Origin of the sequence: Streptomyces griseus subsp. griseus (assembly GCF_000720255.1) — a bacterium.
Classification (GTDB): domain Bacteria; phylum Actinomycetota; class Actinomycetes; order Streptomycetales; family Streptomycetaceae; genus Streptomyces; species Streptomyces griseus_I.
The window spans coordinates 120,177-136,792 of the sequence record NZ_JOJE01000011.1; the positions used below are offsets into that span (position 1 = coordinate 120,177).

The window sequence follows — 16,616 nt, forward strand, 5'->3', positions numbered from 1 at the left end:
CGACAATTCTCTCAATTACCGGGCATCGCACACCAATTCATAGGCATCCCACAGATCCTTCCCGAAGTAGGTGTGCGTCGCCAGCCCCGACAGACGGCTGTCCGCATTCACCGCGACGGAAACCGGCACCGCACCAAACAGGTCCAGATCCGAGAGCGAGTCGCCGTACGCGACGCAGTCGGCCCGCGTCACCCCGAACTCCCGGCACAACTGATCGGCGATGCGTACCTTGGCCGCGGCGGTGAGCACACCCGTCGGGTCCACCGGCTCGGTGAACGGCACGGCGGGAAAGCGGGAGCCGTGTGCCGCGTGAGCGCCCCAGCCGGTGAGGCGCTCCACGAAGAAGGAAGGGGAAAGCGAGACCACGGCGCAGTAGTCCCCCGAGCGCCGGATCTCCGCCCACACGTCGCGGATACGGGCCAGCCAGGGCGCCGCTTCGAATGCCGCCACGACATGCGCCTCGGTGAGCTCCGCCCACAGGGCATGGACCTGCGCCGCATACTCCGGTGGATCTATCAGCCCAGCCGAAATCGCCTGGTCCAATGCCACCGTCTCGGCTTCCAGGCCCAGTTGCCGTGAGATCTCCACGGGCGCGGACGTGGCGTGCAGCAGGGTGCCATCCATATCGAAGAGATGAAGTCTCGTCATAAGCGGTCAGACTAGAGGCACTTACTGTCAACATCTCGTCGAGGCCCTGCGTTCGCTGGTGTTTCACGTGAAACACCGCAGCCCGTTCCTTCATCCTGTGCGGCTTGCCACGACATGGCCAAAAGCGCGTACGTCTGCCGGGAAACAGGTGGACGCCGAGGCGGCCATCGGACAGCCTGACCTGCGTGCCGACTCCTCCCCTCCACACTCTCCCCATCCGTCGTCTGACGCTCCGCGACCTCACCGCCTGCGCCGACTTGTCAGAGAATCGGGGGTGGCCTCGCGAGGAGCACAAGTGGGGCTTCCTCCTCTCCGCCGGGAAGGGTTACGGCATCGACGACCCCGACGGTGGCCTGGTCACTGCCTGCGTGGTGACCGAGTACGGCCGGCAGGACCGTCCTGAACTGGGGGCCATCGGCATGGTGCTGGTGGCGGAACGGCACGCCCGCCAGGGCATCGGTCGCCGGCTGATGCGCCACGTGGTCTCGGCCCTGGACCCCACGCCTCTGACGCTGCACGCAACGCCGTACGGCCGTCCCCTCTACGAGGAACTCGGCTTCAAGGTGACCGGCCGGGCGGAGATGCTGCTCGGGCACTTCGCACTCGGTGGGCCACAGCCCCAGGTCGCCACGCGTGCCGCCACGGCCGAGGATCTTCCGGCGATCCTCCGGTTCGACGAGGAGGTGTTCGGCGTCGACCGCACGCACATCATCACGCGGTTGCCCGCCTTCGCCGACCAGCTGCGCGTTGCCGAGGAGGGCGGACGCCTCATCGGGTTCGCGGGCTCGTGGCCCAACATGGACACGCAGGTGGTGGGCCCGCTGATCGCCCGGGACGCGGAGACCGCGAAGGCCCTCGTCACCTCCCTCGCCGCCCGCACCGACCGGCCTCTGCGCACCGACATCGACGTACGGCACGAAGAGCTGCTGGCCTGGGCCAAGGGGCGGGGCCTTGCGTCGGTCGCCTTCAACGCGGTCATGACCCACGGGATCACGGAGCTCCCCGGCGACTGGACTCGACGGTTCGCTCCTCTGACGGTGGCCGCGGGCTGAGCGCGGACCGCAGAACGCCGGTTCCCCCCGTGAGAACCGGCATCCTCCACTGTGCCCCCTGACTCCCGCGCCCGGGTGGGCTCAGAGGTGGGCGGCAGTCCGCTGCTCGGCGGGTGCTGAGCCCACGACCACGGCGCTGGGCGTGCCGTCGCGGCGCTCCAGTGCGGCCGAAAGGAAGGCGAGGACCAGTGCGCCCGCCGCGAGGGCCGCGCCGACCCAGTTGGGGGCGGTGTAGCCGATGCCTGCGGCGATGACCAGGCCGCCCAGCCAGGCGGAGAGGGCGTTGCCCAGGTTGAAGGCGCCGATGTTCACGGCGGCGGCCAGGGTCGGGGCGCCGTGCGCCTGGTCGAGGACGCGCTTCTGCAGCGGCGGGACGGAGGCGAAGCCCAGGGCACCGATCAGGGCGATCGTGACGGCCGCGAGGACCTTGTCGTGCGCGGTGAGGGTGAACAGCGCCAGCACGACCGCCGGGGAGCCCAGCGAGACGTACAGCATGGGCATCAGGGCGCGGTCGGCGAACCTGCCGCCGACGAGGTTGCCGCCGACCATGCCGAGTCCGAAGAGGACCAGCAGCCAGGTGACGGAACCGTCGGCGAAGCCGGCGACGTGCGTCATCATCGGCGTGACGTAGGTGATGGCCGCGAAGACACCGCCGAAGCCCAGGACGGTCATCGCCATGGCGAGGAGGACCTGGACGTTCTTGAATGCGGCGAGTTCGTGACGCAGGTGCACGCCCTCCGGCTTGGCGATGTCCGGGACCAGGCGGGCGATGCCGGCCAGGCCGATGACGCCGAGGGCCGCGACGATGCCGAACGTCACACGCCAGCCCGCGTGTTGTCCGACGAGGGTTCCCAGCGGCACACCGACGACGTTGGCGACGGTGAGGCCCGTGAACATCATCGCGATGGCGCCGGCCTTCTTGTCCGGTGCCACCAGGTCGGCCGCGACGACGGAGCCGATGCCGAAGAAGGCGCCGTGGGCGAGGGAGGCGACCACGCGGCCGATCAGCATGACGGCGAAGGCGGGAGCGAGAGCCGACAGCAGGTTGCCGACGATGAACAGGCCCATCAGCAGCATCAGCATCCGCTTGCGGGAGACCTTGGTGCCCAGCACGGTCATCAGTGGGGCACCGAGCATGACGCCGAGCGCGTAGCCGGTCACGAGGAAGCCGGCCGTGGGGATGGAGACCCTGAAGTCGTCCGCGACCTCGGGCAGCAAGCCCATGATCACGAACTCGGTCGTTCCGATCCCGAAGGCCCCTATCGCGAGGGCCAGAAGCGCGAGAGGCATGAGGGGTGTACCTTCCGAACGATTGCAGATGCGCTTTACGTTCGCCGACAATAGTTGCAAGCGCGGGTTAAAGGCAACGGCTGACTATTGCGAAGCTGCTCTATCCTGGTGTCAGCAGTTCCGGGACGGAGGAAACGCCCATGACAGCGACGGACCCCGCGCTCACCGCCCTCGCCCAGGGCTGGTGCGCCCTCTCCCTCCTGCACGGGAGGATCGAGGCTCACATCGAGCGAGCCCTTCAGGTCGGGCACGATCTGAGCGTGCGCGAGTACTCCCTGCTCGATGTGCTCAGCCGGCAGCACGACGGCGACGGGGGCCATCTGCAGATGAAGCAGGTCGCCGACGCGGTCGTCCTCAGCCAGAGCGCCACCACACGCCTGGTGACGCGCCTCGAGGACCGCGGTCTGCTGGAGCGCTACCTCTGCCCCACCGACCGGCGTGGCATCTACACGAATGTCACCGACGCCGGCCTCAAGCTGCTCGAAGAGGCCAGGCCCACCAATGACGCGGCCCTGCGTGAAGCGCTCGACACGGCGGCCCGGGACCCGGAACTGGCGCCGCTCGTCAGGGTCGTGGAGTCGCTGAACGTGCCCGCATAGGCTGCGGCCATGGGAGATCTTGGAATACGCCCCGCCACGTCCGACGACATCCCGGCGATCGTCGCGATGCTCGCCGATGACCCGCTGGGCGCAGAGCGCGAGTCGCCCGACGACCTCACCCCGTACCTGCCCGCGCTGGAGCGACTCCGCGCCGACCCGAACCAGCACCTCGTCGTGGCGGTCCGCGAGGGTCAGGTGGTCGGCACCCTCCAGCTCACGGTCATCCCCGGTCTGTCCCGGCGCGGCTCCACCCGCTCGATCATCGAAGCCGTGCGCATTCACGCCGACGAGCGCGGCAGCGGTCTGGGCACCCAGCTCATCGAGTGGGCGATCGACGAATCCCGGCGGCAGAATTGCCAGTTGGTCCAGCTGACCTCCGACAACACACGCACCGACGCCCACCGCTTCTACGAGCGGCTCGGGTTCACGGCCTCGCACATCGGCTTCAAGCTCTCGCTCTGAACCAGGAGGCGCCCTGTTTCACGTGAAACAGGGCGCCCGCCGAGCCGCGCTAACCGATTCCTCGCCACCCTTCGGGGTCGACCCCGCCCGGCACAGCATCCCCCTCCTCGTACGGCTGACGTGTGAAGACGAACGAGCCGAGGTCCAGATGGCTCAGCGTTCCGTCAGGGCGCCGTACGGGCCGTAGAAGCTCTCCGGCGTAGTAGCCCTCCAGCCCCGTCCAGGTGTCGTCACCGTTCGGCCGGAACCGTGAGCGCCGGCCGTTGCCCGACAGCGGTTCCAAGGAGACCAGCCCATCGGCCGTCAGCCGCAGTCCAAAGCCGGACGTTCCCCAGTACCACTGCCCCACCAACTCCAGCACGGCCGGATCGATTTCCGGCAGTGGCCGCCAGGGCACAGGGATCCGCGGCTCAGCCTCCGCCACGATACGGACGAGGTCGGCACCCACAGCGGACAGCAGCGGACCGGACGTGCAGTTGGCCAGGACCACCGCCGCCACGTCGTCCGCCACGCTGATGGTGAGGTTCGCCAGGAAACCCGGCAGGGATCCTGTGTGACCGACCAGGGCCCGCCCGTCCTGGTGGCGGATCTCCAGGCCCATGCAGTACGCGTAACCGGCCGACACGTCCGCCGCTGAGGGTGGTGCCGCCGGCGTGCGCATCTCGGCCAGCGACTCGGCGCTCAGCACACGGTCGTCCCCCCTGACCAGGAAGACCGCGAAACGCGCCAAGTCCGCGGTGGTCGACCAGAGTTGACCTGCCGGTGCCATCCTTCCCAAGTCCTCTACGGGCTCGGGCAACAGCGCGTCGGCCCACGGGTGCACGGCCCAGCCTCCCGCATGTGGCGCCCGTGGTCGCGCACTGGTTCGGTCCAGACCCAGAGGTTCGAGCACTTCTCGCCGAAGGACGTCCTCCCAAGGCGCGCCCCGCAACCGTTCGACCAGTGCGCCGAGCAGCGTGTAGCCGGGGTTCGAATAGTGGAACTGTCGGCCCACGGGATGCCGGAAGGGCTGCTCGCCGAGCACATCGGCCAGTTCGGGCCGGAGCGCCCCAGGAGTGCGCTCCCACCACGGCTCGGGCGACTCGGCCGCCAGGCCGGCCGAGTGCGCGAGAAGCTCGGCGATCGTGGCGTCCCCGGCGCCGGTGCCCGGCAGATGTTTCTCGAGCGGGTCACCGAGGTCGAGTGCGCCCTCGTCGCGCAGCCGCAGGACGAGGACCGCGGTGAAGGTCTTGGTGATCGAGCCGATGCGGTACTGCACGTTCTCGTCCGGCCCGTGCCCGTCCACGCAGGTCCGGGAACCGTGCCACACGGCCCGCCCCTCCCGCACCACCGCCGCGACCAGTGACGGTGCCCGCCCTTCGGCCTGCGCCACGGCGATCCGGTGCAGCAGCGCCCGCCGGGTGCCGGGGAGCAACTCTTCCTGAGGTGTCGTCATGGGCCCAGTCCACCCGGCCCAGCGCCCCGAGTCGAGCGCATATCGCCAGGACGCCGGGCCCGGCCCCGCCCCGACCGCGTCGGGTCGGGTCGTCAGCGTTGACCTGGTGCTGCGGCCGGTCGTTCGGCCGCGCGTCACCTCGAGATGCGGGCTTCGATGCCGTCGAGCAGGAAGTCGAGGCCGATCCGGAAGGTGTGGTCGGCGTCCAGGTGGGCGGCATCGCGCACCACCGTGGCCAGCGCGGGGAACCGGCCAGTGGCGAAGGTTCGCTCCAGATAGGGCCCGAGTGAGGCCTGCCAACGCTTCTCGTCCATCCCGGTGGCCCGCTCGGCACGCCGCTCGGCGATCTCCCGACGCACCGCGCCGATCACGTACGCGTTGACCGCGGCGACCACCGGCATGATGGCGTCCACGCCGACGTCGCCCAGTGCGGCCACCACGGTCTCCCCACTGGCCAGCGCGTGCGGCCCGAGCTGGGGCCGGCCGCCCAGGAGATCGGCGAGCCATTCATGCTCGTGAGCGGCGTGCCGAGTGGCTTCGGCAAGGGACCGGAGCACTTCCCGCCAGCCGTCTCCGACCGGCCGGATCTCAGCGTGGGCGGCATCGACCATCAGGTCGAGCAACTCCTCCTTGCTGGCGATGTAGCCGTACAGCCGCATCGGACGGACGTCCAGCGCGGTGGCGACCTTGCGCAGCGACACCGCATCCAGGCCGTCCGCGTCGGCCAGCTGGATCGCCGCTCGCACGATCCGTTCCCGGCTCAACGGGGCCGGCACGGGCCGATTCGGTGGCTCTGGCCTCTCCCACACCAACATGCCGCTAACCATACATTGCATCGGTCGATACACTGTATCGACAAGTACGGCGTATCGAAGGAGAGGCAACCCATGACCATCGCCATTGTCGGAGCTGGATTGGGTGGATTGGCCCTTGCCCGGGTGCTGCACGTGCACGGCATCGACGCCGTCGTGTACGAACGTGAATCGTCACGCGGTGCACGCGGTCAGGGCGGCATGCTCGACATCCACTCCGGCCAGCGGGCGCTGCGCGAGGCCGGTCTGATCGACCAGTTCTACGAGATTGCCCGTGGGGAAGGCCAGGACATGCGTCTTCTCGAGCCGGACGGCACCCTGCTGCTCCAGGAGGACACGCCCGACGACGCCCCGCTCGATCGACCCGAGGTCGACCGCGCGGATCTGCGCAACCTGCTGCTGGATTCCCTCCCCGAGCACGTGGTGCGCTGGGGGCACGCGTTCATGTCCGCCGACAACGGCCTGCTGCACTTCGCCGACGGCAGCAGTGCGCCGTATGACCTGCTGGTCGGCGCGGACGGCGCGCAGTCCCGGGTCCGGCCGCTGCTCACCGACGCCCGACCGGTGCATATCGGCCAGAACGTCGTCGAGGTCGGCATTCCAGATATCGACCGGACGCACCCCGACCTCGCGGCGATGGTCGGGCGCGGCAACTACTGGGTGCTCGGCAACGGACTGTCCCTGGCGGCGCAGCGCAACGGCGACGGCCGCGTCCGCATCGGGATCAGCTTCTACAACACCGCCGAGGACTGGTTCGCCACCAGCGGGATCCCGTTCGACGACCCGGCCGCCGCCCGGGCGCGGCTGATCGACCTGCTCCCCGGCTGGGACTCTCGGTTCACCGCGCTGATCGCGGCCTGCGACGACACGATCGTGCCGCGATCGATCACCACTCTCCCGGCCGGCCTGACCTGGCCGTCGACGCCAGGCGTCACGCTGCTCGGCGATGCCGCGCACCTGATGCCGCCGGTGGGAGAGGGCGCCAACATGGCGCTGCTCGACGGCGCCCTGCTCGGTCTCGCGCTGGCCGCGCATCCGGACGACTTTCCCGCCGCCGTCGAAGCATACGAACGCGAGATGTTCGAACGCACCAGCGCTGCCGCCCGGATGTCCGCGGACATACAGGAGTTGCTGACGTCGCCGGACGCCGCCCAGAAAATGCTCGCCTTCTTCCAACCGGGCTGAAGGGGACCACATACGACCAGGAATCGGCGTCGTAAGATCTCGCGGCTGGTGTCGGAGACCGCCCTCGCCCGGCCGATGTGCTTTCCCTGGCTCCGCTCCGGATGGGTGGATCAGCGCAGTCCGGCGAAGAGATCGTTCTCGGGTACGGCCGCGCCGGTGGCGTCCTGGACACGTACGAAGGTCTCCATGCCCATCAACTCGCCGAACCTCTCCCTGCCCATCTTGAGGAAGAAGATGTTCTCGCCCTGGCTGGCGTGCGCGGCCAGCGCGTCGAACTTCTGACCACTGAACGCGGTGGTGTCCACCCACGTGGTGATCTCATCGTCGGGAAGGCCGATCTCGGCCATCGCGGCGGCCTCGGCAGGGTCCGGCTCCGGCATGTCCGGATGAAACTCGCGCATGATCTCCCCGAACCGCTGCATCCCGGAGCGGGGCATCGTGGTCCAGTACACCTTCGGTGTCAGCTCGGTCATCTCCAGCGCCGCCATCGTGATGCGGTGGGCCTGGATGTGATCGGGGTGGCCGTAAAAGCCGTTCTCGTCGTAGGTGACGACCACATCAGGTCGGTAGTGCCGCATGAGTTCCGCGAGTCGGGCCGCGCCTTCCTCCACGGGGGTCTGCCAGAAGGATCCGGGGGCGTCGTTGCTCGGCCAGCCCATCATCCCGGAGTCGGCGTAGTCCAGCATCTCCAGATCGCTGATCTTCAGGACGTCACGGCTCGCCTCGAGTTCTTGACGGCGAATCAGGGCGACCGCCGCCGGATCGTGCCCGGGATCGCCCGGCTTGACACCCCCCGGTCCGTCACCGCAACCGCCGTCGGTACACGTCACGAGAACCGTGCGGATGCCTTCCGCCGCGTACCGCGCGAGGATCCCTCCGGTTCCGGTCGCCTCGTCGTCGGGGTGGGCGTGTACTGCCATGAGCGTCAAGGGCCGGTCAGTCATGAAACAGTCCTCCTGCAGAAATACGTCTTGGTCCGACTGGGCGGCGGGCATACCGCTCCTGGGGCCCGGATCCTGGTGGGGCGGACGACCCTCTGGTCTCCGTGTCCCCCGCCCGTACGGCGCCGGTCCCTCGGTCGGTGCAACCGCGCCGACCGGACCGGCTGTTCCCGGCGCGACCGCTTGGCCTTTCAGGAGTCGGCGTTCGCGGTGGATGGAGGCGCCCCGCCAAAGTCGCCAACGGTATCCGCCGGAGATCGCCGTCCATGGTGCTGCGGTGTGGAAAGCCCCGAACCCGCCCTCGCCGCCTCGGATCTGCACATGGTGATGTGCTGTGTGATGTGCACTGTTACCTGTACGCGGTGCTGAGCTGCACTGTTGATGGGGGAGTCGAACCCCGCGTTGCCCTTCACGCGCCAGGAGTGGGCTGGAAAACCGCCGGCCCTCGGTGTGCGCACGCCTCCGAAGCTGCTACCTGCTCCACATCGTCCCAGCTTGCTGGACTACTCAGTCCAGCAAATCGACCTCCCAGTTCGTACGCTGGATCCGCACATCGACCTCGCGGATCTCCCGGGCGAGGGCATCCGCCTGACCGCGCAGTTCCGCGACCGGAAGCGCGGAAAGCATCATCAGCTCGGACCGGAGCTGCCGGCCGTATCCCCGCTCGCCCTTACCCGCCGCCGCGTCCGCCGCAGCGGTGACCACAGAGTGACGCAACCGCAGCACATCCCGGCGTGCGAGGGCATAGGTGAGCGTGCCGTCCGGACCCATCTCCACGGTGGCATTGGTCCGGTTGATCCGCCGGATCAACGTTTCCAGAGCGTCCAGCACCTCACCGGCCTCAGCCAACAGCTGAGCCGCATCCTCGGCGGGCGTCTCCCCTTCCTGGTACCGCGCACTGCTGACGACACGCGCTCGCAGCTGTTCTACACGGCGCGTCGCCTCCGCACGTTCTGCCAGTGCCTCAGCAAGCTTCACGGTCTCCCCTCCCCCTCCATGAGCCCGCACGAGTATACGAGTGCGAACCGGCTCATACGCGGCTGGATTTTGATCCGCCGCGGCCCTGACCAGCCACTGGAGTGAGAGCGGACAGCCGCTCAGAGCGCCACGAAAGGGAATCCCGTGAGATTCCGACACGAACTTGAGACCCTGCAAGTCGACGATCAGGTCTGTGCCATGTCCACGAAGCGCGAGTAGTGCCCCTGGAAGGCCACGGTGATGGTGGCCGTCGGGCCGTTACGGTGCTTGCCGACGATGATGTCCGCCTCACCGGCGCGCGGCGACTCCTTCTCGTACGCGTCCTCACGGTGCAGCAGGATCACCATGTCGGCGTCCTGTTCGATGGAGCCGGACTCACGCAGGTCGGACACCATCGGCTTCTTGTCCGTGCGCTGCTCGGGACCACGGTTGAGCTGGGAGAGCGCGATCACAGGGACCTCCAACTCCTTGGCCAGGAGCTTGAGGTTCCGGGACATGTCCGAGACCTCCTGCTGACGGCTCTCGGAGCGCTTGGAACCGCCGGCCTGCATCAGCTGGAGATAGTCGATGATCACGAGCTTGATGTCGTTGCGCTGCTTCAGCCGACGGCACTTCGCGCGGATCTCCATCATCGACAGGTTCGGCGAGTCGTCGATGTAGAGGGGCGCGGACGACACCTCGGGCATCCGGCGGGCCAGACGCGTCCAGTCCTCGTCCGTCATCGTGCCGGACCGCATGTGGTGCAGGGCGACACGGGCCTCGGCGGACAGCAGGCGCATCGCGATCTCGTTGCGCCCCATTTCGAGGGAGAAGATGACGCTCGGCAGATTGTGCTTGATCGACGCGGCCCGGGCGAAGTCGAGCGCCAGGGTGGACTTTCCCATGGCGGGACGGGCCGCGATGACGATCATCTGACCCGGGTGCAGACCGTTGGTGAGGGAGTCGAGGTCGGTGAACCCGGTGGGCACACCGGTCATCTCGCCGCTGCGCGAGCCGATCGCCTCGATCTCGTCCAGGGCGCCTTCCATGATGTCGCCGAGCGGCAGGTAGTCCTCGCTGGTGCGCTGCTCGGTGACCGCGTAGATCTCGGCCTGGGCCCGGTTGACGATCTCGTCGACGTCGTCGTCGCCCGCGTATCCCATCTGAGTGATGCGCGTGCCCGCCTCGACCAGCCGGCGCAGGACCGCCCGCTCGTGCACGATCTCCGCGTAGTACTCGGCGTTCGCGGCCGTCGGCACGGTCTGGACGAGGGTGTGGAGATACGACGCTCCGCCGACCTTGTTGATCTCGCCGCGCTTGGTCAGCTCGGCGGCGATCGTGATGGGGTCGGCCGGCTCGCCCTTCGCGTAGACGTCGAGGATCGCCTGGAAGATCGTCTCGTGGGCGGGTTTGTAGAAGTCGTGGCCCTTGAGGACCTCGACGACGTCGGCGATGGCGTCCTTGGACAAGAGCATGCCGCCCAGGACGGACTGCTCGGCGTCGAGATCCTGCGGCGGTACCCGCTCGAACGGCGTGCCACCGCTCTCCCACTCCCCGTCGTCCCGGCCGCGCTCGTGCTGCTCACCACGGCCCCGGCCCACGTCACCGCGGCGGGAGGCGGGCAGACGATCACCGGGACCGCTGTCGGCCCACGGGTCGTCCAAGGGCTCGGAAATGCTCACCGAGCCACCTCCTCCCGTCCGCCGAGCGGACCTCGCCGTGCCCCTCTGTTCTACGGCACAGCACTGACAACTGAGAGCCCCTCTCCGGTTGGCCCGCGCCGGGTTTGTGACGGTTTCACGACCGGCGGCACGGAGGGGGCGCCGGACAACGGTAGGCCCGCGAGCAGCGTCAGCCAATCTGGTTATCCACAGGCCATGTGGACGACGGCCCCGATGCTGTGGAGAACTCCGCAAAACCTGTGCACGACCCGGTGGACAGCCCTGTGAACAAGCTTTCAACTTTGCCAGGATCACGTCTCTGACCTGCATATTTACAGTCCACTGGCTGTGCAGAAGAAAAACTTCCCCAGTCGGACCAAGATCGCCTCGAACAGTGCGCGAGAGGACGCGTGGCCAGCGGTCAAGTAAGGGTCACTGTGGGCTTGTATCTCTTACCTGTGGACGATTAGATTGGTGCTCATGACACAGGCTTCCGCGACCCTCAGGGCCGCCCGGCGACAGCACGATCGGGAGATCGTCGCACTGGCCGTCCCGGCCTTCGGCGCGCTCGTCGCCGAGCCCCTCTTCGTCATGGCCGACAGCGCGATCGTGGGCCACCTGGGTACGGCACAGCTTGCTGGACTCGCTGTCGCTTCCGCCCTCCTCACGACCGCCGTCAGCATCTTCGTGTTCCTGGCCTACGCCACCACCGCGGGCGTCGCCCGACGGGTGGGCGCCGGCGAACTCCAGGGAGCAATCCGTCAGGGCATGGACGGCATCTGGCTGGCGTTGTTGCTCGGAGCCGCCGTCATCGCCGTCGTCCTGCCCACCGCACCCACTCTTGTCGAACTCTTCGGCGCCTCGGACACGGCCACTCCGTACGCGACCACCTACCTGCGCATCTCGGCCCTCGGCATCCCCGCCATGCTGGTGGTGCTCGCCGCGACCGGCGTGCTGCGGGGCCTTCAGGACACAAAGACCCCGTTGTATGTCGCCATCGCCGGTTTCATCGCCAACGCCGCCCTCAACGTCGGCCTGGTCTACGGCGCGGACCTCGGCATCGCCGGCTCCGCCTGGGGCACTGTCATCGCTCAGGTCGGCATGGCCGCCGTGTACCTCGCGGTGGTGGTCCGCGGTGCCCGACGGCACGGCGCGTCGCTGCGCCCCCATGCCGCTGGGATCAGGGCCTCCGCACAGGCTGGTGCGCCGCTGCTGGTCCGTACGCTGTCCTTGCGGGCCATCCTGATGATCGCCACGGCTGTCGCCGCCCGCCTCGGGGACGCCGACATCGCGGCCCACCAGATCATCCTGTCCCTGTGGAGCCTGCTCGCCTTCGCGCTGGACGCCATCGCCATCGCTGGACAGGCCATCATCGGCCGCTGTCTCGGCGCCGAGGACGTCCAGGGAGCCCGCGACGCCTGCCGCCGCATGGTGGAGTGGGGCATCGCCGTGGGGACCGCCCTCGGTCTCCTGGTGGTGATCACCCGGCCGGTCTTCCTGGCGCTGTTCACCAACGATTCCGTGGTCAAGGACACCGCCCTGCCGGCTCTGGTGATCGTGGCCGTCTCCCAGCCGATCTGCGGTGTCGTCTTCGTTCTGGACGGCGTTCTGATGGGCGCGGGCGACGGACCGTATCTGGCCTGGGCGATGCTGCTCACACTGGCGGTCTTCACGCCGGTCGCCCTGCTCGTTCCCGTCCTGGGCGGCGGTCTGACCGCTGTCTGGGGGGCCATGACATTGATGATGACCGTGCGGATGCTCACCCTGTGGGTACGTACCCGGTCGGGTCGATGGCTGGTGACGGGTGCGACGCGCTGAGCGTTTCACGTGAAACGCTCGTTTCACGTGAAACATGCGCCGCCCACCATGGCAACGCGTAAGGGGCCGCACCCCAGCGGGTGCGGCCCCTTCTCAGCTGTTCAAGCCGAGCGCGGCGATCAGGCCGCGACGACCTCGATGTTGACCTTGGCGGCAACCTCGGGGTGCAGACGCACGGACGTCACGTGGCCGCCCAGGGTCTTGATGGGCGCGCCGAGCTCGATGCGGCGCTTGTCGACCTCGGGGCCACCGGCAGCCTTGATCGCCGAGGCGATGTCGGCCGGGGTGACGGAGCCGAAGAGACGACCGGCGTCGCCGGAGCGAACGGCCAGACGGACCTTCACGCCCTCGAGCTGGGCCTTCACAGCGTTGGCCTGCTCGATGGTCTGGATCTCGTGGATCTTGCGAGCACGACGGATCTGCTCGACGTCCTTCTCGCCACCCTTGGTCCAGCGGATCGCGAACTTCCGCGGGATCAGGTAGTTGCGAGCGTAGCCGTCCTTGACGTCGACGACGTCGCCGGCGGCACCGAGGCCAGAGACCTCGTGGGTGAGGATGATCTTCATGTTTCGGTCACCCTTCCCTTAGCGCGCGGTGGACGTGTAGGGCAGCAGCGCCATCTCACGGCTGTTCTTGACGGCCGTGGCGACGTCACGCTGGTGCTGCGTGCAGTTGCCGGTCACGCGGCGGGCACGGATCTTGCCGCGGTCGGAAATGAACTTCCGCAGCATGTTCGTGTCCTTGTAGTCCACGTACGTGACCTTGTCCTTGCAGAAAGCGCAGACCTTCTTCTTCGGCTTGCGCACAGGCGGCTTCGCCATGGTGTTTCTCCTGTGTGATCAAGAAGTTGGGGTGTGCCCCGCCTTCGACCGGCCCGGCCCGAAGACCTGGCCCGAGGCCTAGAAGGGGGGCTCGTCCGAGTAGCCGCCGCCACCGCCGGAGCTTCCGCCCCAGCCGCTGCCACCGCCCTGGTTGCCACCGGCGGGAGCGCCGGTCGCCCACGGGTCGTCGGCGGGAGCGCCGCCGCCCTGCTGGCCGCCGCCGGGGCCGCCGCCCCAGCCGCCGCCACCCTGGCCGCCACCGCTACCGCCGCCGAAGCCACCGCCGCCACCCTGGCCACCGCGGCCGGTGGTCTTGGTGACCTTGGCCGTGGCGTTGCGCAGGCTGGGGCCGACTTCCTCGACGTCCAGCTCGTAGACCGTGCGCTTGACGCCCTCGCGGTCCTCGTAGGACCGCTGCTTCAGCCGGCCCTGCACGACGACGCGCATGCCTCGCTGGAGCGACTCGGCGACGTTCTCCGCCGCCTGACGCCAGACCGAGCAGGTCAGGAAGAGGCTCTCGCCGTCCTTCCACTCGTTCGTCTGGCGGTCGAAGGTGCGGGGAGTGGACGCGACACGGAACTTCGCGACCGCCGCACCGGAGGGGGTGAAGCGCAGCTCGGGGTCATCGACAAGATTGCCGATGACCGTGATGACGGTCTCGCCTGCCATGGGGGAACCTCTCGGCGGGTTTGCTGGCTGCTTACTACTCGAATCCCGGGATCAGCTGAGCGGGAGAGCTCAGTGGGTCTCGGGGCGGAGGACCTTGGTCCGGAGGACCGACTCGTTCAGGTTCATCTGGCGGTCGAGCTCCTTCACGACCGCAGGCTCGGCCTGCAGGTCGATGACCGAGTAGATGCCCTCAGGCTTCTTCTTGATCTCGTACGAGAGACGACGACGGCCCCAGGTGTCGACCTTCTCCACCTTTCCGTTGCCCTCACGGACGACGGAGAGGAAGTTCTCGATCAGCGGGGAGACAGCGCGCTCCTCGAGATCGGGGTCGAGGATGACCATCACCTCGTAGTGACGCATGTGGAACCCACCTCCTTTGGACTCGGCGGCCACGGTCGTTCCGTGGCAGGAGGGTTGTGATGCGTACGCAACGGTATCGGCCACCACTGACAATCGGGGGCCGCGAGCGGCGTCCCCGGGCTCGACCTGGGGAGATCCCCTGGTCCTGTCTGGGCAGACACCGGTGCAGACGGTACAGAGTACCCGCACAGCGCCTTGCGGTTGAAATCCGCCCGGTGGGACCGTCAGTCTGTACACATCGGGTGTGTATGGCGCTACGATGCGCCGCCTTCCGCAGGAGGTGCCCTATGGCACAGGCATTGCGACCCAACACCGCCGGTTCCCTCTTCGCCACGGACGACAGGCCTCATCACCTCCAGGACGCGCTGCTCGCGGTGACCCTGGTGCTCGGGATCACCGCGCTCGTCACCGGGTTCTTCGACCAGCTCCATCTGCTCAGCTCCTGGACCGGTCTGGTGGGGATCGTGACGGGCGCTTCCGGGCAGTGGGTCTCGGAGACCACGCGCGAGCGCTTCGGTCTGGTTCTGGGTCTCGGTGCGTCCGGAGTCGGCTTCTTCCTCGGCATGGCGCACGGCGGTCTCTTCGGCGGCCTGTTCGGCTGATCGCCGGCAGTCGTCCCTCAGGCGCCATTCGAACACCGTGGGAACACCCTGGCGGCCAACAGGCCGGGGCGAAGGTGCCGTACGCCCAGTCGGGGCGCTCGCAGGGCGCAGTAGGCTTCGCGCGAGAGCCGGAGCCCCTGAACCCATGGGGACACACCAGCCCGAGGAGCGCCCCGAATGAGCCTGACCCTGAGGACCATCAGTCGCGAGCAGCATCTGGCCTACATCCAGAGCCTGCCGTCGGCGAGCCACATGCAGGTCCCGGCCTGGGCTGATGTCAAGGCGGAATGGCGTTCGGAGAACCTCGGCTGGTTCGACAAGACCGGTCAGCTCGTCGGTGCCGGTCTGGTCCTCTACCGCCAGCTGCCCAAGATCAAGCGCTACCTGGCGTACCTTCCCGAGGGCCCGGTCATCAACTGGTATGCGCCAAATCTGACCGAGTGGCTGGAACCGATGCTCGCCCACCTCAAGCAGCAGGGCGCGTTCTCGGTGAAGATGGGCCCGCCGGTGATCATCCGGCGCTGGGAGGCCACGTCCATCAAGGCGGGCATCCAGAACCCCGACGTGAAGCGGCTGCGCGACATCGAGGCCGACTTCATCGAGCCGCGCGCCTTCGAGGTGGCCGACAAGCTGCGCCGTATGGGCTGGCAGCAGGGCGAGGACGGCGGGGCGGGCTTCGGTGACGTCCAGCCGCGCTACGTCTACCAGGTGCCGCTGGCGAACCGCTCCCTGGAAGAGGTCCACAAGAACTTCAACCAGCTGTGGCGCCGCAACATCAAGAAGGCCGAGAAGGCCGGCGTCGAGGTCGTCCAGGGTGGCTACCACGACCTCGAGGAATGGCAGCGGCTGTACGAGATCACGGCCGTGCGCGACCACTTCCGGCCCCGCCCGCTGTCGTACTTCCAGCGCATGTGGACGGCCCTCAACACCGAGGACCCCAACCGCATGCGGCTGTACTTCGCCCGCCACAACGGTGTGAACCTGTCGGCGGCGACGATGCTGATCGTCGGCGGCCACGTCTGGTACTCGTACGGCGCCTCCGACAACATCGGCCGGGAGTTCCGCCCCTCGAACGCCATGCAGTGGCGGATGCTCCGCGACGCCTACGCGCTCGGCGCGACCGTCTACGACCTGCGCGGCATCTCCGACTCGCTCGACGAGAGCGACCACCTGTTCGGCCTGATCCAGTTCAAGGTCGGTACGGGCGGCCAGGCCGCCGAGTACCTCGGCGAGTGGGACTTCCCGCTGAACAAGCTGCTGCACAAGGCGCTCGACATCTACATGTCGCGCCGCTGAGACCCTCG

At 68.2% G+C, this 16,616-nt stretch carries 18 protein-coding genes; 7 read left to right on the top strand and 11 right to left on the bottom strand.

The features are described 5' to 3' along the window. Positions 1 to 15 precede the first annotated feature (15 nt). Positions 16 to 648 (bottom strand): HAD family hydrolase, encoded by a 633-nt coding sequence (locus IG99_RS16975; RefSeq protein WP_037674828.1) that lies wholly within the window; start codon positions 646 to 648, stop codon positions 16 to 18. A gap of 185 nt (positions 649 to 833) precedes the next feature. Here IG99_RS16975 and IG99_RS16980 point away from each other — a divergent pair, with 185 nt between their 5' ends. Then, positions 834 to 1,700 carry a GNAT family N-acetyltransferase gene (locus IG99_RS16980; protein ID WP_037674829.1) on the top strand — a complete coding sequence of 289 codons (867 nt, stop codon included), beginning with the start codon at positions 834 to 836 and terminating at the stop codon, positions 1,698 to 1,700. 81 nt (positions 1,701 to 1,781) lie between these two features. Here the strand turns inward: IG99_RS16980 and IG99_RS16985 are convergent, their stop codons facing one another. Next, complete coding sequence (locus tag IG99_RS16985; RefSeq protein WP_037674831.1) at positions 1,782 to 2,990, bottom strand: MFS transporter; 1,209 nt, start codon at positions 2,988 to 2,990, stop codon at positions 1,782 to 1,784. A 140-nt stretch (positions 2,991 to 3,130) separates the two neighbouring features. Here IG99_RS16985 and IG99_RS16990 point away from each other — a divergent pair, with 140 nt between their 5' ends. Together IG99_RS16990 and IG99_RS16995 are read left to right on the top strand one after the other, a co-directional pair. Beyond that, positions 3,131 to 3,589 carry a MarR family winged helix-turn-helix transcriptional regulator gene (locus tag IG99_RS16990; protein ID WP_037674832.1) on the top strand — a complete coding sequence of 153 codons (459 nt, stop codon included), beginning with the start codon at positions 3,131 to 3,133 and terminating at the stop codon, positions 3,587 to 3,589. A gap of 9 nt (positions 3,590 to 3,598) precedes the next feature. Next, the gene (locus IG99_RS16995) at positions 3,599 to 4,051 is read left to right on the top strand and encodes a GNAT family N-acetyltransferase (protein ID WP_037674835.1); all 453 of its coding nucleotides are present in this window, start codon (positions 3,599 to 3,601) and stop codon (positions 4,049 to 4,051) included. A 49-nt stretch (positions 4,052 to 4,100) separates the two neighbouring features. On the opposite strand, the gene IG99_RS17000 is transcribed toward IG99_RS16995, so the two are convergent. Together IG99_RS17000 and IG99_RS17005 are read right to left on the bottom strand one after the other, a co-directional pair. Continuing rightward, positions 4,101 to 5,486 (bottom strand): serine hydrolase domain-containing protein, encoded by a 1,386-nt coding sequence (locus IG99_RS17000; protein ID WP_037674837.1) that lies wholly within the window; start codon positions 5,484 to 5,486, stop codon positions 4,101 to 4,103. Positions 5,487 to 5,620: 134 nt separating this feature from the next. After that, on the bottom strand, positions 5,621 to 6,301 hold the full coding sequence (locus IG99_RS17005) for a TetR/AcrR family transcriptional regulator (protein WP_037674839.1): 681 nt from the start codon (positions 6,299 to 6,301) through the stop codon (positions 5,621 to 5,623). A gap of 72 nt (positions 6,302 to 6,373) precedes the next feature. Here IG99_RS17005 and IG99_RS17010 point away from each other — a divergent pair, with 72 nt between their 5' ends. Further along, complete coding sequence (locus tag IG99_RS17010) at positions 6,374 to 7,483, top strand: FAD-dependent oxidoreductase (RefSeq protein WP_037674841.1); 1,110 nt, start codon at positions 6,374 to 6,376, stop codon at positions 7,481 to 7,483. A gap of 110 nt (positions 7,484 to 7,593) precedes the next feature. Here the strand turns inward: IG99_RS17010 and IG99_RS17015 are convergent, their stop codons facing one another. From IG99_RS17015 to dnaB, 3 genes are all read right to left on the bottom strand, one after another. Next, positions 7,594 to 8,427: a PIG-L family deacetylase gene (locus IG99_RS17015; protein WP_037675177.1), complete on the bottom strand. Its 834-nt coding sequence runs from the start codon at positions 8,425 to 8,427 to the stop codon at positions 7,594 to 7,596. Positions 8,428 to 8,931: 504 nt separating this feature from the next. Continuing rightward, positions 8,932 to 9,402 carry a DIP1984 family protein gene (locus IG99_RS17020; RefSeq protein WP_037674844.1) on the bottom strand — a complete coding sequence of 157 codons (471 nt, stop codon included), beginning with the start codon at positions 9,400 to 9,402 and terminating at the stop codon, positions 8,932 to 8,934. A 185-nt stretch (positions 9,403 to 9,587) separates the two neighbouring features. Next, positions 9,588 to 11,063 (bottom strand): replicative DNA helicase, encoded by a 1,476-nt coding sequence (gene dnaB / locus IG99_RS17025; RefSeq protein WP_037674845.1) that lies wholly within the window; start codon positions 11,061 to 11,063, stop codon positions 9,588 to 9,590. A gap of 450 nt (positions 11,064 to 11,513) precedes the next feature. Between dnaB and IG99_RS17030 the strand changes: the two genes are divergently transcribed. Beyond that, on the top strand, positions 11,514 to 12,860 hold the full coding sequence (locus tag IG99_RS17030) for an MATE family efflux transporter (RefSeq protein WP_037674847.1): 1,347 nt from the start codon (positions 11,514 to 11,516) through the stop codon (positions 12,858 to 12,860). A 119-nt stretch (positions 12,861 to 12,979) separates the two neighbouring features. Here the strand turns inward: IG99_RS17030 and rplI are convergent, their stop codons facing one another. From rplI to rpsF, 4 genes are all read right to left on the bottom strand, one after another. Then, positions 12,980 to 13,426, bottom strand: coding sequence for a 50S ribosomal protein L9 (gene rplI, locus IG99_RS17035; RefSeq protein ID WP_037674850.1), 447 nt, complete (start codon positions 13,424 to 13,426; stop codon positions 12,980 to 12,982). Positions 13,427 to 13,444: 18 nt separating this feature from the next. Further along, complete coding sequence (gene rpsR / locus IG99_RS17040) at positions 13,445 to 13,681, bottom strand: 30S ribosomal protein S18 (RefSeq protein ID WP_003949403.1); 237 nt, start codon at positions 13,679 to 13,681, stop codon at positions 13,445 to 13,447. A gap of 78 nt (positions 13,682 to 13,759) precedes the next feature. After that, entirely contained in the window at positions 13,760 to 14,350 is a 591-nt protein-coding gene (locus IG99_RS17045) for a single-stranded DNA-binding protein (protein ID WP_037674852.1), read from the bottom strand. A gap of 69 nt (positions 14,351 to 14,419) precedes the next feature. Continuing rightward, positions 14,420 to 14,710 carry a 30S ribosomal protein S6 gene (gene rpsF / locus IG99_RS17050; RefSeq protein ID WP_006604399.1) on the bottom strand — a complete coding sequence of 97 codons (291 nt, stop codon included), beginning with the start codon at positions 14,708 to 14,710 and terminating at the stop codon, positions 14,420 to 14,422. Between the two features lie 287 nt (positions 14,711 to 14,997). On the opposite strand from rpsF, the gene IG99_RS17055 reads away from it, so the two are divergent. Further along, positions 14,998 to 15,312: a hypothetical protein gene (locus IG99_RS17055; protein ID WP_037674856.1), complete on the top strand. Its 315-nt coding sequence runs from the start codon at positions 14,998 to 15,000 to the stop codon at positions 15,310 to 15,312. A 177-nt stretch (positions 15,313 to 15,489) separates the two neighbouring features. After that, positions 15,490 to 16,608 carry a peptidoglycan bridge formation glycyltransferase FemX gene (gene femX, locus IG99_RS17060; RefSeq protein ID WP_037674857.1) on the top strand — a complete coding sequence of 373 codons (1,119 nt, stop codon included), beginning with the start codon at positions 15,490 to 15,492 and terminating at the stop codon, positions 16,606 to 16,608. Positions 16,609 to 16,616 lie beyond the last annotated feature (8 nt).